Origin of the sequence: Microbacterium sp. M3, from assembly GCF_033548675.1 — a bacterium.
Taxonomy (GTDB): domain Bacteria; phylum Actinomycetota; class Actinomycetes; order Actinomycetales; family Microbacteriaceae; genus Microbacterium; species Microbacterium arthrosphaerae.
On the sequence record NZ_JAWTZT010000007.1, the window covers coordinates 36,576 to 58,126 of the forward strand.

The window sequence follows — 21,551 nt, forward strand, 5'->3', positions numbered from 1 at the left end:
CGATCCCGGGCGCACCGATCCTCGTCGTCGACAACCACGACAGCTTCGTCCACACCCTGATCGGCTATCTGCAGGAGCTCGGCGCCGACACCGATCTCGTCGAGGCCGACGCCCTCTCCGATCCGGCGCGTGACATCGCGGGGCGTCCGGGGGTGCTCGTCTCACCGGGTCCGGGGACGCCCGCCGATGCCGGCGCGTCGATCGACGTGGTCCGCGCGGCCGGGGCCGCCGGCATCCCGCTCCTCGGCGTGTGCCTGGGTCATCAGGCGATCGGCGAGGCCTTCGGCGCGAGAGTCGATCACGCGCCCGAGCTGATGCACGGCATGACGTCGGCGGTGCACCACGACGGCTCGGCGCTGTACGCGGGACTCCCGGATCCCTTCACGGCGACGCGCTACCACTCGCTCGCGATCGTTCCCGAGACGCTTCCCGACGAGCTGCGTGTGACGAGCCGCACGTCGAGCGGCGTCATCATGGGCGTCGTCCACCGCACGGCCCCGATCGTCGGCGTGCAGTTCCACCCCGAGAGCGTGCTCACCGAGGGCGGACACCGGCTGCTCGGCAACTGGCTCGCCACGGTGGGATTCAGGGATGCCGCAGACCGCGGTGCCCGGCTCGGCCCGCGCCGCGACGCCCGATGAGGCGGCAGGCCTCCGCTGCTCGGTTCAGTCCGACTCCGACTCGGACCCGTCTTCGGACTCCGACGGCTCGGGTTCCGGCGTGCCGCCCGCCTCGAGCTCGCTGAGCGCCTTCTCGAACGCGACGATGGTCGCGGCATCCACCGTGCCGGTCGGCGCGACGCCCAGCTCTGTCTGCAGCGCCTGCAGTGCCGCCGTCAGCTCGGGCGTCCACACGCCGTCGACCGGGCCGTCCCAGTACCCGACCAGCTTCAGCGTCTGCTGCAGCGCGGCGGTGGACGCGACCGACGACTGCGCGGCTGCCGCGCCGGCCTGCTCGAGCGCCGCGCGCAGCGCCTCGGTCGTCGCCTTGTCCATGGTGCCGGTGACCGGCAGGCCGCTGGCCTGCTGGAGGTCGGCGACGGCCTGGACGGTGAGCGGTCCGTAGATCCCGTCGACGGCTCCGGTGTAGTAGCCGAGGGTGGTGAGGTCCTGCTGCAGCGCCGTGGTGTACGCGCTCACCGCGGCTTCGGCGTGCTGTCGCTGCTCGTCCGTCACGCACCCGGCGTCGACGAGCAGGCGCAGCCATGACAGCTCGAGCGCGACGGCGGCGCTGTTGAACTGCTCGGCCGCCTGAACGAGCGTGGTGTCGTCGTCGATGCCCGCCAGCGCCTGCTCGAAGTCCGCCTGCGCCTGGATCACGCGATCGACGGATGCCGCGGGCGCGAGCGGTGCGCTGGGCGTCTCGTCGTCGGGGGTCTCGGGGGCATCCGTTTCGGTGCCCTGCGCTTCGGCCAGGGAGGCCTGCGCGTCGGCGAGCTCGGCCTGCGCGGTCGCCAGCTCGTCCTTCGCGGCGACCGCGGCCTCCGCGTCGGAGCGCACGTCCTCCGCCGGGGCGGCGAGGTCGGCGCCGCCGGTGCGGACGTCGCCGACGGTCGGTGCGGTCGCCGTCAGCACGTCGCCGTAGCGATCCAGTGCGAGGACGTAGTCCGAGCCCGACGAGCAGAACGCGCTCGAGGCCGCGGCGAGGTCGGACTCGGCCTGCGCGACGTCCTTCTCCGCCGCCGTGACCCGGGCTTGCGCGCGGTCGACGTCACTGACCTCCGCCGCGCATCCGGTGAGGACCAGCGCGATCATGAGGCCGGCGGCGGCCGTCGTCAGGGTGTGGCGCGAGCGCATCACGGCGTCCTCCTCCTGGCGCCGCGTGGCTCACTCGTCCCGGTGCAGCGCCACTCCCACCGTGGCGCGGGATGCGACGAGGAGCATCATGCGGATGCAGTGAAACGCGGCTCCGAAGCGGAGCCAGGCTGCGCGCTACGTTCCGCTGCAGTAGGTGAGCGTGATCTCGGAGCGCACCGGCACGTCGCCCGGAGGCAGGGACTGCGCCGAGACCGTGGGCGGATTCGCGCCGGCGCAGTTGGGGTCCTCCTGCGGAATGACGGTGAGTCCGGCATCCTCGAGCTGCCGGGTCGCCGCGTCGAGCGTGTACCCCCGGACGTCGTCGATCGCCACTCGTCCCGAGGCCACGACGAGATTCACCGTGGAGCCGGAGGCCACGCTCGTGCCTTCCGCGGGGTCGCTCGAGATCACCGTGCCGGCGGCGAGATCGTTGTCGTTCCGCGACGTGATGGTGCCCAGCTGCAGGCCCGCGTCGGTGAGGGCGGTGGACGCGGTGTCCTGTCCGAGCCCGGCGAGCGTGGGGACGGTCGACATCTGCTGCCCTGTCGAGACGTAGACCCGCACCTGCTGGTCGGGTTCGACCGACGTGCCGGAGGCGGGATCCGTGCGGATGACGTTGCCCTCGGCGACCTCGCTGCTCTCCTCGTCGACGCGGAAGGCCGCGAGATCCTCGGCGGCGAGTTCGTCGTTCGCGCGGTCGTAGGTCATGCCGACGACGTCGGGAACCACCCGGACGTTGCCTGGGAGGTCCTCGCGCGGCTGGATAGTCAGCACCCAGAACAGCAGCGAGATCAGCAGCACCGCGAGCAGCGCCACCCCCGCCCAGATCCACGCGACGGGCGGGCCGGCCTGCGTGCGCTTCATGGTGGTGTCGGTGCTCAGCTGGCGCAGCGACCGCGCGGTCTCGGCGGCCTGGCGCGGGTTCGGCCCGTACAGCTCGCTGGTGAGGGCGCCGACCTGACGCTTGGAGGGCTGGCGCCCGTCGACCGTCGCGTCGAGCGCCTCGCGGAAGCCCGCGGCATCCTGATATCGCTGGAAGGGATCCTTCGCCAGCGCACGCAGCGCCACCGTGTCGAGCGCGCGCGGAACGGTGTCGTTCACCTCGGACGGCGGCACCGGCGCCTCGCTCACGTGCTGATACGCCACCGCGACCGGAGACTCGCCGCGGAAGGGCTGGCGCCCGGTGAGCAGCTCGTAGAGCACCACGCCCGTCGAGTACAGGTCGGCGCGCGCGTCGACTGGCTCGCCCTTGGCCTGCTCCGGCGAGAAGTAGGCCGCGGTGCCGAGGATCTGGGTCGTCTCGGCGACGGTCGACGAGCTGTCCGACACGGCACGAGCGATGCCGAAGTCCATCACCTTCACCTGACCGGCGTCGGTGACCATCACGTTGCCCGGCTTGATGTCCCGATGCACCACGCCCGCCCGGTGCGAGTACTCGAGCGCCTCGAGGATCCCGTCGACATAGCGGACGGCATCCGTCACGGGAACCGGGCCGTCCGCGATGACATCCTTCAGGAGCCGGCCCTTGACGAGCTCCATCACGATGAAGGGCACGGGCCGGAGCGAGCCGTCGGGCGCGGTGCGGGTGTCCTCCCCCGCGTCGTACACCCGGACGATGGTCGGGTGTGCCATGCGCGACGCAGCCTGCGCCTCGAGGCGGAACCGCGTACGGAACGCGTTGTCGTCGGCGAGCTCGCGGTCGAGGATCTTGATCGCGACCTCGCGCCCGAGCGTGAGGTCGTAGCCCCGGTACACGCTGGCCATGCCACCCCGGCCGATCGGCTCGTCGATGCGATAGCGCCCCGAAAGCACGCGCGGCTCAGCTGTCACGGTCTCTCCCTGCGTGGAACAAAGGCCAGACTATCCGAGCCGGAGCGGGTCGCGTGTCTCACGCGACCCGCTCTGCGGAGTCACTCAGCCAGGCTCACGGGGTCGGCGTCGGCTCCGGCTGCGGGGCCTCGATGAGCACGGTGGCCTCGCCCGACTCCGACGAGGTGCGGTTGCCCGCCGTGCCGCCGCTGCACGTCACGTTGTACGTGACGATGACGGTCTGGCCCGGGGCGTCGGCTGCCGTGACCTGCGCCGAGCGCGCGTTCTGCGGGAAGCTCGGCCCATTGGCGATCGTGCCGTTCTGCACGGTGAACGTGTACGCGCTGACCGAGCCGGTGCCGGACGGGCAGGAGTAGCCGTCCCACATCACCGTGAGCTGCCCGCCTGGCTCGACCGAGGCGGGCGCGCCCTGGAACGTCGGTGCGTTGGGCGTCGGCATGGGCGTCTGACCCGCGAACACCGTGAGCTGGATGATCGTGCCCTTGGGAACGTTGCCGGTGGGGCTGACGTCGTAGATCTTGCCCACGCTGCCCTCGTCGGGAGCGGCGTTGCCCTCTGGGCACGACGCACCGAGTCCGAGCGCGTCGAGCGCCGCCGACGCCGTGGCGCAGTCCTGGCCCTCGTAATCGCCCGCGACGACATTCGCGGTCGTGGGCGTGGGGGTGGGCGTGTCGCTCGGCGTCACCTTCGGGGTCGAGGTCGAAGTCGAGGCAGCGGGCTCGGGGTCGCCGCCCTGGTTCGCGACGACGGCCCAGATCGTGCCGATGAGCACGAGCAGGAGCAGTGCGATGAGGGCGATGAGCGGCCACGTCCACGGGCTGCGCTTCTTCTTCTCGGTCTGCTCCTCGACGACCTCCTCGCCCGGGGCCGGCATGATCCGCGTCGCGGCCGAGGTGTCGGAGCCGGCGGTGAGCAGCTGCGTGGCCGCCTCTCCCGCGACGGCGGCGCCCGCGATGGCGGGAACGGCGGCCGCTGCGGCGGCGACGTCACCGCGCCGGAGGGCGGTGGCGGCCCGCGCGACGGCTGCCGCCGACGCGGGGCGGTCCTCGGGCTTCTTGGCGATCATCGCCATCACGAGGTTCTGCACCGGCGCGGCGACCGTGGCCGGAAGCGCCGGAGGCTGCTCGTTGATCTGCGCCATCGCGATGGCGACCTGCGACTCGCCCGTGAACGGGCGCTTGCCCGCCAGGCACTCGTACGCCACGATGCCGAGCGAGTAGATGTCGGTGGCGGGGGATGCCGGGTGCCCCGACGCCTGCTCCGGCGAGAGGTACTGCACGGTGCCCATCACCTGGCCGGTCGCGGTGAGCGGCACCTGGTCGGCGATGCGCGCGATGCCGAAGTCGGTGATCTTCACGCGCCCGTCGGGCGTGATGAGCAGGTTGCCGGGCTTGATGTCGCGGTGCACCAGGCCCGCCGCGTGTGCGGCCTGCAGCGCCGCCGACGTCTGCGCGACGATGTCGAGGGTCTTGTCGGTCGACAGCGAGCCGTCGCGCTCGAGGATCGTCGACAGGGCTTCACCGGGCACGAGCTCCATGACGAGGAACGCGCTGCCGTTCTCCTCGCCGTAGTCGAACACGCTGGCGATGCCCTCGTGGTTGACCAGGGCCGCGTGGCGGGCCTCGGCGCGGAAGCGCTCCAGGAAGCCCGGATCGCCCATGTACTCGTCTTTGAGGATCTTGATGGCGACGGTGCGTCCGATGACGTGGTCGGTCGCCTCCCAGACCTCACCCATGCCGCCGATCGCAATACGCGAATCGAGTTCGTAACGGCCGCCGAAGGTCACGCCCTGCGTCGGTCTCATCTGCCCAGCACCGCCTCCATGACCTTCTTCGCGATAGGAGCGGCGATGGTGTTGCCGCTGCCCGACTGTCCTTGCCCGCCGCCGTCTTCGACGACCACGGCGACGGCGACCTCGGGGTTGTCGGCGGGAGCGAACCCGGTGAACCAGAGCGTATACGGCTCGTTGCCCGTGTTCTCCGCCGTCCCCGTCTTTCCGGCCACGTCGACGCCGTCTATTCTTGCACCCGACGCCGCGCCGTCACTGACATTGGCGACCATCATGCTCACCAGCTCCTCTGCGAGCTCGGGGTCGAGCGCACGACCGAACTCGGTGTCGTCGAAGGTCTGCTGCACCGAGAGGTCGGGGCCGATCACCCGGTCCACCATGCGCGGGTTCATCACCATCCCGCCGTTCGCGATGCCGGCCGAGACCATCGCGATCTGCAGGGGCGTCGCGGTCACCTGGCCCTGGCCGAAGCCGCTCAGCGCCGTCTGGGCGTCATCCTGGATCGTTCGCGGGTAGCCCGACGCGGTCGACTTGAGCGGGATGTCGAACGAGAGGTTGAAGCCGTACTTCTCGGCCTCTTCGCGGATCGCGGTGTCGCCGAGCTCGACCGCGAGCTCGGCGAAGGGGATGTTGCAGCTGAGCCGGAGCGCGTCGGCGAGCGTGACCGTGTCGCCCGCGCCACAGGCCCCGCCGCTGGCGTTGTGCACGACGCTGCTCGACTGCGGCAGCTGGTAGGTGGCTGGGTTCGGCAGCGCCGAGTCCGGGGTGTACTCGCCCGACGCGAGCGCCGCCGAGGCCACCACGAGCTTGAACGTCGACCCCGGCGGGTTGAGGTCGCCGCCGATCGCGCGGTCCGACATCGGCTTGCCCGGATCGGCCACCAGCGCGTCGTACGCGTCGTTGACCGCGTCGGCGTTGTGCGACGCGAGCACGTTGGTGTCGTAGCTGGGGCTCGTCACGAGCGCCAGGATGCGCCCGGTCGACGGCTCGATGGCGATGACCCCGCCCTGCAGGTCGCCCAGGGCCTCGTACGCCGCCCGCTGCACGTCGGCCTCGAGCGACAGCACGACGTTCGAGCCGCGCGGCGGCTGGCCGGTGAAGATCCGCTCGACCCGCGACAGGAACTGCGGTCCCGCGGTGCCGCTGAGCTCACGGTTCATCGCCTGCTCGATGTTGGTCGCCGAGTTCAGCACCGGATTGATGTACCCGGTCACGGGCGCCCACATCTCGGCATCCGTGTACACGCGCTGCCAGCTGTAGAGGTCGCCCGACGGCACCGAGGTGGCGATGGCCGAGCCGCTGGCGATGATCGAGCCGCGCTGCACCTCGTACGAGTCGTACAGCGTGCGGCGGTTCGCCGGATTGGCCATCAGCTCGTCGGCCTGGATCACCTGGATCCAGCTGGTCGACCCGAACAGCGCGAGGAACATGACCAGCATCAGGATGCTGAGACGCCTGAGTTCTTTCGTCATGTCAGTGATTCACCGCCTTGCCGCGTTTCGTCTCGCTTCGCTCGCTCAACGACCGGACCGCCGCGGTCGTTGAGCGAGGGAGCGAAGCGACCGAGACGAAACGCATCAGCCGATCACCACCCGGGGCCGGCTGCGCACCGCATCCGAGATGCGCAGGAGGAGCGCCACGATGATCCAGTTCGCGACGAGCGACGAACCGCCCGCGGCGAGGAACGGCGTCGTGAGGCCGGTGAGGGGGATGAGGCGCGTGACGCCGCCGACCATGATGAACACCTGCAGCGCGATCGTGAACGACAGCCCCGTGGCCAGCAGCTTGCCGAAGTCGTCCTGACCGGCCAGGCCGATGCGGATGCCGCGGCTCGTGAACACCATGTACAGGCACAGGATCGCGAACACGCCGATGAGGCCGAGTTCCTCGCCGAGCGCCGGAAGGATGTAGTCGCTCTCGGCGACCGGCGTGAGGTAGGGCCTCCCCTGACCCAGGCCGGTGCCGATCAGGCCGCCGTTGGCCATGCCGAAGAGTCCGTTGACGAGCTGGAAGCTCGAGTTGTCCATGAGGTCGGGGTTGAAGGCGTCGAGCCAGTTGTTGAAGCGCGCCCCGACGTACGGCAGGATCCGCGAGGCCAGGAACGCCCCCGACACCGCGAGCACGACACCGATGAGCACCCAGCTCGTCTTGCCGGTGGCGACGTAGAGCATCGCCACGAACATGCCGAAGATCAGCACCCCGGTGCCGAGGTCGCGCTGCAGCACGATGATGCCCAGCGAGACGAGCCAGATGACGAGCAGCGGCCCGAGCTCACGAGCACGGGGCCACGTGAGCCCGAGGAAGCGGGTGCCGGTCGACGTGAGGCTCTCGCGCGTGCGCACGAGGTAGCCGGCGAAGAAGATGCCGAGCGCGATCTTGGCGAGCTCGCCGGGCTGGAAGCTGAAGAACCCGAGATCGACCCACACGTCGGCGTTGCCGCCTCCGCTCAGGCCCGGGATGACCGGCAGGATCAGCAGCAGGATGCCCGCGAAGCCGAAGACGTAGGTGTAGCGGAACAGCACCCGGTAGTTCTTGAGGAACAGCACCACCAGCAGTGCGGCGACCAGGGCGATCGCCGCCCACGCGAGCTGGCGGGTCGAGAAGGCGTCCCACCCGTGGCGCTCGCGGTACAGGTCGAGCCGGTAGATCATCGCGAGGCCGAGGCCCGTGAGGAGCGTCGCGATCGGCACGACGAACGGGTCGGCGTCGCGCGCCCGCAGCCGCAGCAGGATGTGCAGCGCGATCACGAGGGCGGTGAGGCCGCCGCAGTAGACGAGGAACGTCCAGTCGATCGCGCCGAGGGCGCCGAGCTGCACCAGCGCGATGGCCGAGCCGTTGATGGCGAAGGCGAAGACCAGGAGTGCCAGCTCGCGGTTGCGCTGCGTCTGCGGCACGCGGATGCGGCGCAGCGCCCGCACCACGGCGGTGTCGGTCGACACCGCGTCGGTGGGCGTGCTCGTCGGCGCGCTCATCCGCTGCCTCCCGCCAGATCGCTGATGTCGGCGACGATACGGCGTGCGTCTGTGAGAGAGCTCGCCGAGATGGTGCCCTCGACGGTCGCGCGGGCGAAATCCGAGAGGGAGTCGAGCGGGATGCCGGTCTCTTCGTACGGCGTCGACAGGGAGATCGGGCCGATGTTCTGCTGCACGCCCTGGTAGATCACGACGGTGTCCTCATCGGCGCCGACGTAGAAGCGCGTCTGCGTCCACTGGTAGCCGATCCATGCGGCGCCGGCGAGGAGCAGGAGCACGAGCGCCACCCCCGCGATCCAGCCGACGCGGCGGCGCCGGGCGCGGCGACGGTCCTCCTCGATGAGCTCCTCGAGGAACTCGGGCGCCGGCTCGAAGTGGGTGGGCTCGTTGGCCGCCTGCCGGTTGGGGTGCAGCCAGCTCGAGCGCCGTGGAGCGGATGCCGGCACCTCGACGCCGACCGGGTTCGACGCCGATCCCACGATGGTCGGCGTGCCGGAGAAGACGGGGTGCTGCCCGCCGACGTCGACGATCACGATCGTGACGTTGTCGGGCGCGCCGCCGTCGAGCGCCTGCTTGAGCAGCGTGTCGGCGGTGCGCCCGGGAGCGAGGCCCTGCCCCATCGCCTTGGCGGTGTGGGCGTCGTCCACCACGCCCGAGAGTCCGTCCGAGCACAGCAGCCACCGGTCGCCGGGCTGGGTCGGCATGATGAAGGTGTCGAGCTCGGGGTCGGTGTCCATGTCGCCGAGCACGCGCATGAGCACCGAGCGGCGCGGGTGGTACCGGGCCTCTTCGGGGGTGATGCGGCCCGAGTCGACGAGCCGCTGGACGAAGGTGTGGTCGGTGGTGATCTGCGTGAGGGCGCCGTCGCGGAACAGGTAGATGCGCGAGTCGCCGATGTGGGCGATCACCGCGTAGTCGTCCACCATGATGAGCGCACTCACCGTGGTGCCCATGCCCGCGAGCTCGGGGCGCACGTTCACGGTGTCGACGAGGTCGACCGCGGCGTCGGCGATCGCGTCGCCGAGCGCATTCTCGGCCTCGGCCGTCGAGGCGTACGGGCGGTCGAGGGCCTCCAGCCGCGAGATCGCCAGGCTCGAGGCGACGTCACCGCCGGCGTGGCCGCCCATGCCGTCGGCCACGACGAACAGGTTGGAGCCCGCGTACCCCGAGTCCTGGTTGTTGGAGCGCACCTTGCCGGTGTGCGAGATCGCGGCGCTCGAGCCCTGGAAGACCATGTGCGAGGGGACCGCCCGCTACTTCCGCAGCTCGAACGTCGTCGCGCCGACCTTGATGGGCGCGCCGATGTTGACGGGGACGGGAGCGGTGACGCGGGCGCCGTCGTGCCACGTGCCGTTGGTCGAGTCGAGGTCCTGGATCATCCACTGGTCGCCCCACAGCACCAGGCGTGCGTGGTGGCTCGAGGTGTAGTCGTCGCGCACGACGAGCCCCGACTCGCTCGAACGGCCGATGGTGAGCGGCTCGTTGCCGAGCGGCAGCTCGAGCCCGGTCTTCGGCCCGCTCGTGATGACGATGCGCGACACCGTGGCGGTCGTGGCGGGTCCGCCCGGCTGCGACGCGCGGCCCTGCGCGGAGGGAGCCGGCGCGACGGGCGCGGTCATGGCCGCGGGGCCGGGCCCGGCGGCGGCCGGCGCTGCCGCAGCGGCGGCGGGGGCGGCATCCGGCATTCTCCTGACCTTCACACCGAAGAGGTCGGCGCGCAGCGAGTAGACGACGGCGAAGACGAACGCCCACAGCAACACGAGGAAGCCGATGCGCAGCAGCAGGAGGGTGAGCTCGCTCATGACCGCTGACCCCTCTCGCGCGGATCGAACGCGCCGTACGCGCGCGTCGAGTCGTCGACGGATGCCGGGGGCCGGACGGCTGCGGCCTGCGCGACGACCCGGAAGACGATGTCGGTGCGGCCGATCCGCACCGTCGAGTCGGGCGGCAGCGCGGCCTCGGTGATCTTGCGGCCGTCGAGCATCGTGCCGTTGGTCGAGCCGAGGTCGCGGACCATCGCGCGCTCGCCGTCCCACAGGATCTCGACGTGCTTGCGGCTGGTGCCGGCGTCGGCGATCGTGATGTCGGCGTCGCTGCCGCGGCCGATGACGGTGCGCGACGCGGTGAGCGGGATGCGGCGGCCCTCGACGTCGACCACGCCGCGCCACGAGACGCGTCCGCCCTCGGCGGTGGACGACTCGACGCGGAGCGTGCCGGTCGCCAGCTGGTCGTCGCGGCGCACGGTGATCGACACGGGACCGGCGAACGAGTAGCCCTGCGCCTTCGCGTGCTTGTGCACGAGCGTGTCGAGCTCCTGGGTGAGCGCGGCGCCGAGCGCCGACATCCGCTCGTCGTCGGCCGGTGAGAGCAGCACCGTGAACGTGTTCGGCGCGAGGATGCGGTCGCGGCTGACCACGGCGGCCTTCTTGTCGAGTTCGCTGCGCAGGGCGGACGCGATCTCGACAGGCTGGATGCCGCTGCGGAAGGTCTTCGCGAACGCGCTGTTCACTGCGCGCTCGAGACCTTTCTCGAAGCTGTCAAGTAGTCCCACGGAGCTCCTCTTGAGGGGGGTGCCGGTTGCTACATGCTAATTGCACTGGCTGTACCCGTTATGGATCGCCGGACCGACCGGGTCGGTTCGGACCCGGCCGCGACGCATGATATCCTCGGGAAGTTGAGTTTCGCGGGATCTCCGGATGCCGCGGCTCGCGCGAGTGGCGGAATAGGCAGACGCGCTGGCTTCAGGTGCCAGTGCCCGAAAGGGCGTGGGGGTTCAACTCCCCCCTCGCGCACAGCGCATCGAAGGCCCCCGGGAGACCGGGGGCCTTCGACGTTCCCGGGGATGCCCTGCGCGGGCGGGCTCCGGGGGTTCGCTGGATCGCGGGGATTCAGCCGTCGAGGACCGGCAGCAGTGTGAACACGACCTCTTCGACCTCGCGGCCGACGCCGGGGGCGAAGTCGACGTTGCGCGAGACCTCGGTGAAGCCGTTCCTCGTCAGCACGGCGATGGCGCCGGCGTTGTGGGCGGCGGCGCGGGCGAAGAGCGGCCGGAGGGGCTCGCGCGAGATCAGCAGCCGCAGCGCCTCGGTCGCGACCCCGCGGCCGCGGGCGTGCCGGGCGATCCAGAAGGTGACCTCGCGGTCGCCGTCGACGGTGAACGATGCCGCCGTGCCGGCGAAGCCGCCGTTCTCGGTGACCACGAACGACAGGACGTCGTCCGATGCGCGCTCGCGGGCGATCCAGGCGTCGAAGGCGGCGCGGTCGTCGGGGTCCTGCGCGGTGAACGCGGCCATCGCGATGGCCTCCGGGTCGCGCATCATCTCGAAGACGGCGTCGAGGTCGTCGTCATCCAGGGCGCGCAGCTCGATGTGGTTCACGCGGCCCACGCTAGCCCCGCGGGTGCGGACGCAGAAGCGCTTGACGAACCCCCGCCCGGCGGGTCAGGAGAGTCCGTGGATCTGGCGCAGCAGCTGCTCGGCCCGGTCGGCATCGCGCGCGCGGAACGCCTCGCGGAATTCCTCGTACGCCGTCGACCGGCCGATCGGGCACTCGATGAACGGGCGCCAGCCCACCATGTCGCGCCGGATGGCGATCTCGTACTCGCGGATGAACTGCAGGAGGGCGAAGTTGCCGCCGGCGCGCGTGACGACGCCGAAGAACGCGTGGCTGGCCGCGGCGAGGGCGGCGGGTTCGTCCGACCGCGACGCGGCGATGACCTCTTCGAGTCGTTCCAGCGCATCGGCCAGCGCCTCGTCGTCGGCGCGGGCGCAGGCCATCCGCACGGCCAGGCCCATGTTGTAGGCGACGAGCTCGACGGTGTCGCTCTGCTGGTTGGGGTGCGAGACGCGGGTGTAGCGATGGGGTGACACCTCGACCAGCCCCGCGCGCTCGAGGCGCTGCAGTGCTTCGCGCACCGGAGTGCGCGAGACTCCCAGCCATTCGGCGAGCTCCTGGTCGCGCAGACGCTCCCCCGGCGCGAGCCGGCCGTCGAGGATCGCCTCGCCCAGGCGCGCGTACACCTCGTCGCCGAGGACGGCGCCCCGTGGCTCGAGCGGGACGAAGGGGGCAGTCATGAGTGGCACCAGTGTACGCCGGACGATTCAGCTGCATAGACCTCGCAGCCAGGCCGATCGGGACGCGCCTCGTGGCCGTGCGAATCGCGTGTTCTCGCGGCATCCGACACTCGCCCTCACGCTGATATATCGGTACGATTGGCGATGTCCACGCTACGGCGTGGCCTATCCGGGGGGATCCGTCGACGCCCGGGCTTCGAGCACCGCTCAGCCCGGGCGTGCGATGGGACCCGGACTCCGTGAACGCAGTGCAACGTTTGTGTCACCATCCGAACTGGGTCTCGCCGCGCGCGCGTGACTTCACTACGTTGGAGTGAATCGCCGCAATCGCAGCGAGATCACCGAAGAACGGCAAGTAATGAGCACGCAGGGCACCGTGAAGTGGTTCAACTCGGAGAAGGGTTTCGGGTTCATCGCTCCCGATGAAGGCGGCGCAGACGTCTTCGCGCACTACAGCGCCATCCAGTCGGGTGGCTACCGCTCCCTCGAGGAGAACCAGCGCGTCGAGTTCGAGATCGCGCAGGGACCCAAGGGCCTCCAGGCCGAGAACATCCGCCCGCTCTGACGCGGGCAGACCGCTTCGTGCGGTCGCGAGCCGCGGCATCCCCGTCCGAGACGATGGCGGATGCCGCGGCTTCAGCATGCCCGCGTGCCTGCACGGCGCTGCGGGCTCGGGTTCGCGCGGCCGGCCCGCGGGGTCTGCGGGGCCTGCGCGTCCGGCGGGTTCTGCGGGCTGCTGCGGTTCGCTGGGGGCTCGGCGCTGACCCGCCGCTTCCGTCGCGCCGGGGTCAGTCCCGGTCGCCGCGGACGAGCTCCATGCCCGCCCCGGCGAACTGCCGCAGCGTCGCGTCGGGGAGGAACGCCCGCGTGAGCGCGCCGCCGATGCGCGTGAGGTCGCTCTCGTCGCGGTACAGCAGGTAGAGCGTCTCGTATCGCGGGTGGAACTTCTCCTTGAAGCGGTGCAGCGAGCGGAAGCCGTAGACGGGCTCGAGCGCGTCGGCCAGCTTGTCGCTCAGGGCGGCGATCATCCCGGCATCCGGCGGGTAGTCGTGGGCGAGCGGGGCGCCCGACAGCGACATGATCTGCGCGCCCTCCTCGGAGAAGAGCTTGGCCGACGAGCCGATCAGGAACTCCATGACGGGCGCGAAGCCGCCGTCGCGGCGGCGCATGAGGTCGAGGGTCCAGCCGTGGATGACGCGCTCGCCGCCGGCGCCTTCACCGTAGACCGGCAGCCACGACAGGAAGCCGTCGACGTCGCCGTTGGGGGCGAGCGCCAGGGCGAGACGCACCTCGGGATCCTCGGCCTCGACCAGGGTGCCGAGCGTGAAGCCCATCTCGGGGAGCCCCTTGTCGCCGACCCACATCTCCGAGATCGCGCGCAGCTGCTGCTGCACACCCCAGGATTCCTCCTTGAGGCGGGTCATGCGGAACTGCATGTCTTCGCGGCCGGCGCGGTTGAGCGACGACCGCACCGAGTTCCAGCGCTTGCCGGTGAACTCGAGCCCGGGCAGGTCGACGATGGTGTCGTCGGCGACCACGAGGCTGCGCCACGACGCCGGCACGGCGGCGCGAGTCGCTTCGTCGGCGCTGAAGAAGCAGGGCACGAGCCCGGCCTGCTCGGCGTCGCGGATGAACTCGCGCACCGAGGCCTCGCGCGCGGCCGCCGGTCCGACCGGGTCGGCGAGGGCCAGGGCGACGCCCGCGCGACGCTGGTACGCGACGATGCCGTCGGCGGTGCGGGCGTAGCTGTTGCCGTCCCACGTGGTCATCCACGACAGGGTGCCGCCGCCGTGCGCGTGCAGCGCCTGCTTGACGTCGCCGACGCCGGGCGCCGGCTGGCGGCCGATGCGCGAGGTGCGGCGGGCGCGGAACGCGCGCCGCACCCACACCAGATAGATCAGCACCAGCAGCCACAGGAAGCCGCTCGCCAGGGCGAGCTCGGTCTCGCCGTCGATGGTCGCCTCGATCCGGGCCTCGCTGGCGATGATGATGGCGGCCAGGATCAGCAGCCCGAACAGGACGTTTACCACGGCCAGCACGATGGCCACGACCCAGGTCCAGCGGCGGCCGCGGCGGAGTCCGTTGGCGACGATGAGCACGACGATCACGTCGATCGCGACGTCGATGAATCCGCCTGAGACGGGTTCCGTCGGCCCGAACGGCCCGTCGGTCGGGACGACGATCGTGATGCCCTCGATCACGCCCAGCGCGATGACGGCGACGAAGGCGATGAGGCGCTGCTCCCGCACCGTGGTGCGCTGGATCCGCAGCGAGCGATCGACGAACAGCACGAGGAGCACGGCCATCAGGTGCTCGAGGTCGGCGACGGCTCCCCAGAAGAGCATGGCGATGAACACGAACCCGATCAGCAGCAGCCACGCGCGGACGCGCCACGGCGGGCGGAAGAGTCCCACCGCCGCGGCGATGCAGGCCATCGTGCCGCCCGACGCGCCCACATCGAGCGCCGCCGCCTGCGCCTGCGCCCAGGCCCACGGCAGGTACGACAGGCCCCACAGCAGCAGCGCCGTCGCGAAGATGGCGAACAGTTGGCCGACCCAGTAGTAGGCCAGGGCCACCCGGGAGCCCTTGCGGAACTCGAGGTACGCCATGCCGATGAAGCTGCCGATGGTGAACAGGTAGACCCACGGCTGGTTGACGAAGAACGTGCCGGTGAGCGGCGTCCACCAGCGGCCCTCCTGCAGCGCCGGGAGCCCGTACGCGACGACGTCGAACAGCGGCGAGTCCTCGAACGGCTGCCACAGCCCCTGCCATACGACGCCGGCCACGAGGATCAGCGCGACCATCGTCAGCGTCGCCGGGATGCGTCGTACCCCGGCGAGCACGCGGTTCGGTGTCTGAGTCGCCCCGTCGCTCATGGGGTTCACCCTAGCGACGCCTCCGCCGGCGATGCGGGTGCTCAGCGGGGCGCGGCGAGGCGGGAGTAGTCGGCGAGAGCCTTCGCGTCCTCGGCGTCACGCAGCGCGCGGCGTGCCGCGTCGAGCGCCGAGACCGGATCCTGCGCCTGTCGCGCCTGTGCGAGCTCGCGCTGGGCCGACAGCAGCCGGGAGCGCGCGTCGGCGCCGGCGCGGGCGTGGATGACGGATGCCTCGGCCTGGGCGATCGCGCCGCGCGCGGCGGCGAGCGTCCCCGGCAGGGCGGTGCGTGCGCCGCGCAGGCGCTGCTGCGCGGTGCGGGCGTCACCCAGCGCGAGGTCGAGGCGCCCACGCAGGCGCGCGATGGCATCGACCGTCCGGGTCGGGTGGCGCGCGGCATCCGTCACGATGCCGTCGAGCTCGCCCTCGAGGGCGCGCAGCTCCGCGCCGAGGCGCTCGGCGTCGGCGGGCTCGAGGTGCTCGCGCGTGAGTGCGGCCTGGTGCAGTGCGGCGCGCGCCGCGGTGATCTCGCCGGGCACGGCCTGCGCCGCCTGCAGCACGAGCCGGTGCGTCTCTTCGAGGACGCGGGCATCGGCTTCGGCCTGGCGCAGCGCCCGCTCCGCCGCTGCGAGGTCGGGGAGCGCGCTCAGCGACGGGTCGGCGGCGCGTGCGGCGGCCTCGTCGAGCCGGTGCTCGGATTCGGCGACGGCCGACACCGCGCCGTGCGCCGCGCGCGAGGCGTCGCGCCATTCGTCCTCGGCGAAGCGCGACGAGAGTTCTGCGACCAGGGCGGCGGGGTCTCCCATGGATGCCTTCAGCTCGGCGAGCCGATGCTGCGCGGCGTCGACCTGGCTCGCCGCCGACACGTGCTCGCGCACCCAGGCGCCGTGCTCGCGCCGGGCGGCCGCGACCACCGCGAGGGCCTCGCCCGCGCGACGCTCGATGCGCGAGGCGACGCGGCGGATCTCGTCGGGCGCGGCGTCGGGCTCGCTGATCGCGCGGTACTCCTCGAAGGCGTCGTCGCGCACGTGCTGCGCCGTGAGCCGCGCGCGTCGCAGGGACGCCGGGGCGTCGCCGCCGTAGAGCGCCCCCGACAGGCCGACCTCGAGCTCGAGCTCGTCGACCTCGTCGTCGAGCCGCACCAGCGTGGCGCCGGCGCGGGCGCGCGCCTCCTCGGCGACCGCTCGCGCACGTGGCGACCGCCTGGCGCGGCGGATCCCCCAGACGAGCAGGCCGATCGCGAGCGCCGCGATCCCGAAGACGACCACGGCCGGCACGAGCCACCCGAGGATCGCCGCGGCGAGGTCAGGCATGGGCGGCATCGACCGCGTCGCCGGAGGGCGCAGGCGCGGCGTCGTGCGCGGGAGTGCCGACGTGTTCGGGTGCGGCGTCGTGCGCGGGGGTGCCGACGGGTTCGGGTGCGGCCTCGTGCGTGGGAGTGCCGAACAGCAGCAGTGCGCGCAGCTGGTCGGCGTTCTCGACGACGGCCTGCGCGCCCTCGGACTCGTGCGGCCAGCTGAAGCCCCAGCGCACGAAGATCACGGGCACGCCGTGGACGGCACCGCCCTCGACGTCGTGGTGACGGTCGCCGACGAGCACCGGACGGCTCGTGTCGACGCCGGCCGCGGCGAGGCGGCGCAGGGCCTCGGCGACGATGTCGGCCTTGGCGCTGAGCGTCTTCTCGTCGGGCGTGGCTCCGACGATCGCGGTGAGGGAGGTCGAGAGGTCGAAGTGGTCCATGAGGGCGACGACCTGCACCTCGGGCTTCGAACTGGCCGTGGCCTGCGGGATGCCGGCGGCCGCGACATCCGTCACCAGCTCGCCGATGCCGGGGAAGAGCTTGGCGCCGGTGGTGTAGCCGTCGGTCTTGTTGAGGCCGCGGTAGAACGCGACGGCTTCGGTGGCCTGCTCGGGCGTCATGCCGACGTTGACCTGGAACGACTCGTACATCGGCGGGCCGATCCAGTGCACGAGCTCGGCGCGAGTCGGCGGGCGCTTGCCGAAGTGCTCGAGGGCGATCGTCAGGCGTCGGAGGATCCCGTCGGAGGCGTCGACGATGGTCCCGTCGACATCCCACAGCACACAGGTCCACGGAGATCGGCTCGGCATGCTCCCAGCCTACGGGGACGCTGCCCGCCGCTCCCCGCCGGCCGGCTGCCGCCTGCCGCCTGCGGCCCGGGGCCGGCCGTCCGCCGTCCGTCGTCCGCGACGGACCCGGGTCGCCCCCGCCCGCGAGGGGCCCGGCGTCTCCGGCCGTGAGAGTACAGCTGGTGGACGAGAGCGCGGTTGCTTCCCTACCCCTCGGCGACCAGCTGTACTCTTGGCGGATCGCCGGGGGGGCCGCGGCTCGAGCGAGAGGGGCCGGGGTCAGAAGAGGCGCGGGGCGCCGGACTCGATGCCCTTCATCCCCTCGTAGTCGAGGGTGACGCAGCGGATGCCGCGGTCCGCGGCGAGCACCTTGGCCTGCGGCTTGATCTCCTGGGCCGCGAAGACGCCGGTCACCGGCGCGAGATGCGGGTCGCGCCCGAGCAGCTCGAGGTAGCGGGTGAGCTGCTCGACGCCGTCGATGTCGCCGCGGCGCTTCACCTCGACGGCGATCGTGCCGCCGGCGGGATCGCGCAGCAGCAGGTCGACCGGGCCGATCGCCGTCGGATACTCGCGGCGCACGAGCGTCAGGTCGTCGCCGATGACCTCGACCTGCTCGGCGAGGAGGCGCTGCAGGTCGGCCTCGACGCCGTCCTTCTGCAGTCCCGGGTCGATGCCGAGCTCGTGCGATGTGTCGTGCAGCACCTCGTAGATGCGCACGAGCAGCGCGTCACCGGTCTTCGCGTGCGTGACCCGCCAGTGCTCGAGGACTCCTGCGGCGGCGGACTCGGCATCCGGAATTTCGACGTCCAGGCGACAGGGCGGGCTCATCCAATTGAGCGGCTTGTACGAGCCGCCGTCGGAGTGCACGAGCAGCGAGCCGTCGCCCTTGTGCACCAGCAGCCGGGTCGCCAGAGGCAGGTGGGCGTTGAGCCGCCCGGTGTAATCGACGGAGCAGCGGGCGATGACGAGACGCACCCGAAGAGCCTAGCCCGCGCGGTCAGCCGAGGGTCGCTCCGAGTCGCTCGAACAGTCCGAGCTCGGTCGCCGCGCCTCGGGCGATCAGGAAGCCCACGATGCCGACGATCCAGGCAGTGTTCTCGCGCCCCGTGCGCTCCATCCACGCGGCGAGGCGCGCGAGCGGACGCTCGACGAGGGGTGCGGCGACCACCCGCAGCACCAGCAGCACGAGAGCCGGGACGACCATCACCGTGCAGTACGCGGCGAGGGCGCCGATGCGGACGGGCATCGTCAGCGGCGCCTCGGCCAGCATGCCCATCGCGACGAGGTACGGCAGCATCGTCGCGATCTCCACGAGGCCGGCGCCGATCGCGACCGCCATGACCGCGGCGCCGGAGGCCTCGGGCGCGAGCAGCCGGTTGCGCCAGCGGGTGAGACGGGTCTCGGGCGCCGAGCTCGCGGGTGCCGGCCTCGTGGGCGAGGCGCCCGGGGGCGCGGCGCTCGGGGGCGTCGAGCCCGCGGAGACGTGCGCGGGACCGCTGACCGTGGGCCGCGGCATCCCGGTCCACGGCGAGACGCCCGGGTCTTCGAGACTCGACCGTGAGGAGGGGTTGGATGCCGCGGCCTGCGCGGCGGCCTTCGCCTGGGCGGACGCGCCGCCGCCGATGAAGAAGGCGGCGATCAGCAGCCCGGCTCCGACCAGCAGCCGCACGACCTGCCCGCCGGTGGACGACAGGAAGTCCTGCGCGACGTCGACGAGGTTCACGAGCCCGAGCATGAACAGGATCCCGACCGCGAGATAGAACACGGCGATCGTCACGAGGTACAGCAGCACCCGTCCGACGCGGACGCGTCCGGGGGTGAGCAGCAGGAAAACCGGGATGAGAAGCGTCCCGATGCTCAGGCCGTCGAGGAGGGCGAGCAGGCCCAGCGTCACGGCGAGGGGTGCGTCGGCGAGGAGTTCCATGACGCCAGCCTCGTCGCGGGCGGGCACGCGCGGATCGGGCGGAGGGACGAGTCCGTGCGCTCCGTGCCTCCCTCTTTCGACGGATGCCGCAACCCGGCGCGCGTGGTTGCATGAGAGCGTGAGCGGAACGAGGCGGGGCGTGGCGGCCGAGCGAGCGCCCGCGGCACGTGCGATCGACCCAGGGGCCCCGACCGGTGCCGCGGGCCCAGGGACTGCCGGTCCGGTTGCGGGTGCCGATGTCGCGGGGACCGCGGGGCTCGCCGCGCCGCGCACCCGGAGCGCCCTGGTCGCATGGGTGCTCTCTCACCGACCGCTCGCCGATGCCCTCGGCTTCGCGGTGCTGGCCGTCGTCTTCGCCGCGCTCGGCCTGGTCGGTCTGTGGACGGCGTTCTCGGTGCTGTCCGCGCCGGTCTCGCCGTGGTGGTCGCTTGTGATCGCGCTGCCGGCCTGCGCCCTCGTGCCGTTCCGGCAGCGCGCGCCGCTGCCGCTGCTGGGCGCAGCGCTCGTGCTCTTCGTGGCCGACCTCCTGACCGTCGGCGGCATCGTCACGCTGGTCGTGGTGCTCGACCTGCTGTACGCCGCGACCCTCGCCGCCACTCCGCGGGGCCGGCGACGCATCCTCACCGGCATCGCGGTCGGCGTGGCCGCGGCGGGGATCGCCGGGTTGGCGGCATCCGACGACGTCCGTGTCGCCGTGCTCGTCGCGCTGCAGCTCGGCGCACTCGCCGGCATGGACTACTGGTACGCGACCTCGGTCGCCCAGGCGCACGAGCTCGTCGCGCTGCATCGGGAGCGGGCAGAGGATGCCGAGCGTCTTGCCGCGAGCGATCGCGCCGAAGCCGTGCGGCGCGAGCGCGAGCAGATGGCGCGAGAGCTGCACGACCTCGTGGCCGGACACGTGGCGGCCATCGCGATCCGCGCCGAGGCGGCCTTGTCGGTGGACGGTGAGGCGACAGGCGACCGTGCCGCGCTGCGCGCCGTCCGCGAGTCGAGTCTCGAGGCCCACCAGGCGCTCCGCTCGATGATCTCCGTCCTACGCGCCGGCGACGGTGCGGTCGCCGCGCCGGGCCGCTCCGCGCTGCCCGCGCTCATCGACGATGCGCGTCGGCACGGGCTGACAGTGAAGTTCGACGACCGCCTGGCCGCCGGCATCCCCTCTCCCGTCGGTCAGGCTGTCACCCGGATCGTGCAGGAGTCGCTCGCCAACTGCCTGCGCCATGCGGCCGGAGCCGAGGTCCAGGTGGTGCTCGGCACCGACGACGCCGGGTCGGTGCGGGTGCGCGTGGACTCGCGCGGCGGCCGGCCCGCGGCGCAGCCGTCGATCCAGGGCAGCGGCTGGGGCCTTGAACTGCTGCAGGAGCGCACGCGTGCGCTCGGCGGACGGCTCCATGCCGGTCCGGCCGACGGCGGATGGTCGGTGCGCGCGACGATCCCCGCGGCGGCGACGGCATGAGCGCCCCGCGCGTGCTGCTCGCCGACGATCACGGGGCGATCCGCGAGGCGCTGCGGCTCATGCTCGAGTCGCACGGCGTGACGGTTGTGGGCGAGGCGTCCGACGGCGCGGTCGCGATGCGCAACGCAGCGGCGCTCGGCCCGGATGTGGTGCTAATGGACCTCCGCATGCCCGGGGTCGACGGGATCACGGCGACGCGCGAGATCGTCGAGGCGGGCTCGGCCGAGGTGCTGGTGCTCACGAGCTTCGACGAGGACGAGCTCGTCGAGGGCGCCCTGCGGGCAGGGGCGGCCGGGTTCCTCCTGAAGACGACGGATGCTGCGACCCTGGTCGACGCCGTGCGCCGGGTGGCGGTGGGTGAGGGCGTGCTCGACCCCCGTGTGACCCGACGCGCGCTGGGGCTCATCCCGCGCGCCGGCGCCGCGGGCGCGCGGGATGAGGAGGTGCCGGGGCTCTCGCAGCTCACCGAGCGGGAGCGCGAGGTTCTCGACGGGATGCGCGCCGGCCGGTCGAACCTCGAGATCGCTGAGGGCCTCGGCATCTCGGTGGCGACCGTCAAGACGCACGTGTCGAATGTGCTCGCCAAGCTCGGCGCCCGCAGCCGCTCGCACGCCGTCGCGCTCGCCGCGGGGACGGATGGGCTGGCTGAGAAACCACGTCGGGGTTGAGAGACCACAGCTGCGACGGCTTCTCAACCTCCGTGTGGTTTCTCAACCTGCACGTCGTTCTCAGCGCCTGAGACGACGGATGCCG

At 72.0% G+C, this 21,551-nt stretch carries 19 protein-coding genes and 1 tRNA gene; 5 read left to right on the plus strand and 15 right to left on the minus strand.

The annotated features are described in order from the left end of the window. Positions 1 to 2: 2 nt before the first annotated feature. A complete protein-coding gene (locus R8Z57_RS16580; RefSeq protein WP_318354938.1) occupies positions 3 to 641 on the plus strand; it encodes an anthranilate synthase component II in 639 nt (212 codons plus the stop codon). A gap of 24 nt (positions 642 to 665) precedes the next feature. Here R8Z57_RS16580 and R8Z57_RS16585 read toward each other — a convergent pair whose 3' ends face one another. From R8Z57_RS16585 to R8Z57_RS16620, 8 genes are all read right to left on the minus strand, one after another. Continuing rightward, a complete protein-coding gene (locus tag R8Z57_RS16585) occupies positions 666 to 1,796 on the minus strand; it encodes a peptidoglycan-binding protein (protein ID WP_318354939.1) in 1,131 nt (376 codons plus the stop codon). Between the two features lie 135 nt (positions 1,797 to 1,931). Next, positions 1,932 to 3,626 carry a Stk1 family PASTA domain-containing Ser/Thr kinase gene (gene pknB, locus R8Z57_RS16590; RefSeq protein WP_318354891.1) on the minus strand — a complete coding sequence of 565 codons (1,695 nt, stop codon included), beginning with the start codon at positions 3,624 to 3,626 and terminating at the stop codon, positions 1,932 to 1,934. 94 nt (positions 3,627 to 3,720) lie between these two features. Next, positions 3,721 to 5,430: a serine/threonine protein kinase gene (locus R8Z57_RS16595; protein ID WP_318354892.1), complete on the minus strand. Its 1,710-nt coding sequence runs from the start codon at positions 5,428 to 5,430 to the stop codon at positions 3,721 to 3,723. Continuing rightward, positions 5,427 to 6,887: a peptidoglycan D,D-transpeptidase FtsI family protein gene (locus tag R8Z57_RS16600; RefSeq protein WP_318354893.1), complete on the minus strand. Its 1,461-nt coding sequence runs from the start codon at positions 6,885 to 6,887 to the stop codon at positions 5,427 to 5,429. The genes R8Z57_RS16595 and R8Z57_RS16600 overlap by 4 nt, the downstream gene beginning before the upstream one ends. A gap of 105 nt (positions 6,888 to 6,992) precedes the next feature. Beyond that, a complete protein-coding gene (locus tag R8Z57_RS16605) occupies positions 6,993 to 8,387 on the minus strand; it encodes an FtsW/RodA/SpoVE family cell cycle protein (RefSeq protein WP_318354894.1) in 1,395 nt (464 codons plus the stop codon). Further along, complete coding sequence (locus tag R8Z57_RS16610) at positions 8,384 to 9,622, minus strand: PP2C family serine/threonine-protein phosphatase (protein ID WP_318354895.1); 1,239 nt, start codon at positions 9,620 to 9,622, stop codon at positions 8,384 to 8,386. Before R8Z57_RS16610 ends, R8Z57_RS16605 begins: the two co-directional genes overlap by 4 nt. A gap of 18 nt (positions 9,623 to 9,640) precedes the next feature. Next, positions 9,641 to 10,189, minus strand: a complete 549-nt coding sequence (locus tag R8Z57_RS16615) for an FHA domain-containing protein (RefSeq protein WP_318354896.1) — start codon at positions 10,187 to 10,189, stop codon at positions 9,641 to 9,643. After that, a complete protein-coding gene (locus R8Z57_RS16620; RefSeq protein ID WP_318354897.1) occupies positions 10,186 to 10,938 on the minus strand; it encodes a DUF3662 and FHA domain-containing protein in 753 nt (250 codons plus the stop codon). The genes R8Z57_RS16615 and R8Z57_RS16620 overlap by 4 nt, the downstream gene beginning before the upstream one ends. A gap of 157 nt (positions 10,939 to 11,095) precedes the next feature. Between R8Z57_RS16620 and R8Z57_RS16625 the strand changes: the two genes are divergently transcribed. Beyond that, positions 11,096 to 11,179, plus strand: a tRNA-Leu gene (locus R8Z57_RS16625). Between the two features lie 96 nt (positions 11,180 to 11,275). On the opposite strand, the gene R8Z57_RS16630 is transcribed toward R8Z57_RS16625, so the two are convergent. Both R8Z57_RS16630 and R8Z57_RS16635 read right to left on the minus strand, forming a co-directional pair. Continuing rightward, complete coding sequence (locus R8Z57_RS16630; protein WP_318354898.1) at positions 11,276 to 11,764, minus strand: GNAT family N-acetyltransferase; 489 nt, start codon at positions 11,762 to 11,764, stop codon at positions 11,276 to 11,278. A 63-nt stretch (positions 11,765 to 11,827) separates the two neighbouring features. Beyond that, complete coding sequence (locus R8Z57_RS16635; RefSeq protein WP_318354899.1) at positions 11,828 to 12,460, minus strand: GntR family transcriptional regulator; 633 nt, start codon at positions 12,458 to 12,460, stop codon at positions 11,828 to 11,830. 358 nt (positions 12,461 to 12,818) lie between these two features. Here R8Z57_RS16635 and R8Z57_RS16640 point away from each other — a divergent pair, with 358 nt between their 5' ends. Beyond that, entirely contained in the window at positions 12,819 to 13,025 is a 207-nt protein-coding gene (locus R8Z57_RS16640; RefSeq protein ID WP_109208752.1) for a cold-shock protein, read from the plus strand. A gap of 223 nt (positions 13,026 to 13,248) precedes the next feature. Here the strand turns inward: R8Z57_RS16640 and R8Z57_RS16645 are convergent, their stop codons facing one another. From R8Z57_RS16645 to R8Z57_RS16665, 5 genes are all read right to left on the minus strand, one after another. Next, a complete protein-coding gene (locus tag R8Z57_RS16645) occupies positions 13,249 to 15,336 on the minus strand; it encodes a DUF2156 domain-containing protein (protein WP_318354900.1) in 2,088 nt (695 codons plus the stop codon). 41 nt (positions 15,337 to 15,377) lie between these two features. Then, positions 15,378 to 16,646, minus strand: coding sequence for a hypothetical protein (locus R8Z57_RS16650; protein ID WP_318354901.1), 1,269 nt, complete (start codon positions 16,644 to 16,646; stop codon positions 15,378 to 15,380). Continuing rightward, a complete protein-coding gene (locus R8Z57_RS16655) occupies positions 16,639 to 17,442 on the minus strand; it encodes an HAD hydrolase-like protein (protein WP_318354902.1) in 804 nt (267 codons plus the stop codon). Before R8Z57_RS16655 ends, R8Z57_RS16650 begins: the two co-directional genes overlap by 8 nt. Positions 17,443 to 17,700: 258 nt before the next feature. Next, a complete protein-coding gene (gene nucS, locus R8Z57_RS16660) occupies positions 17,701 to 18,396 on the minus strand; it encodes an endonuclease NucS (protein ID WP_318354903.1) in 696 nt (231 codons plus the stop codon). Positions 18,397 to 18,418: 22 nt separating this feature from the next. Beyond that, a complete protein-coding gene (locus tag R8Z57_RS16665) occupies positions 18,419 to 19,345 on the minus strand; it encodes a GAP family protein (RefSeq protein ID WP_318354904.1) in 927 nt (308 codons plus the stop codon). A 295-nt stretch (positions 19,346 to 19,640) separates the two neighbouring features. Between R8Z57_RS16665 and R8Z57_RS16670 the strand changes: the two genes are divergently transcribed. Both R8Z57_RS16670 and R8Z57_RS16675 read left to right on the plus strand, forming a co-directional pair. Continuing rightward, the gene (locus R8Z57_RS16670) at positions 19,641 to 20,798 is read left to right on the plus strand and encodes a sensor histidine kinase (protein ID WP_318354905.1); all 1,158 of its coding nucleotides are present in this window, start codon (positions 19,641 to 19,643) and stop codon (positions 20,796 to 20,798) included. Continuing rightward, positions 20,795 to 21,466, plus strand: coding sequence for a response regulator transcription factor (locus R8Z57_RS16675; protein WP_318354906.1), 672 nt, complete (start codon positions 20,795 to 20,797; stop codon positions 21,464 to 21,466). Before R8Z57_RS16670 ends, R8Z57_RS16675 begins: the two co-directional genes overlap by 4 nt. Positions 21,467 to 21,551 lie beyond the last annotated feature (85 nt).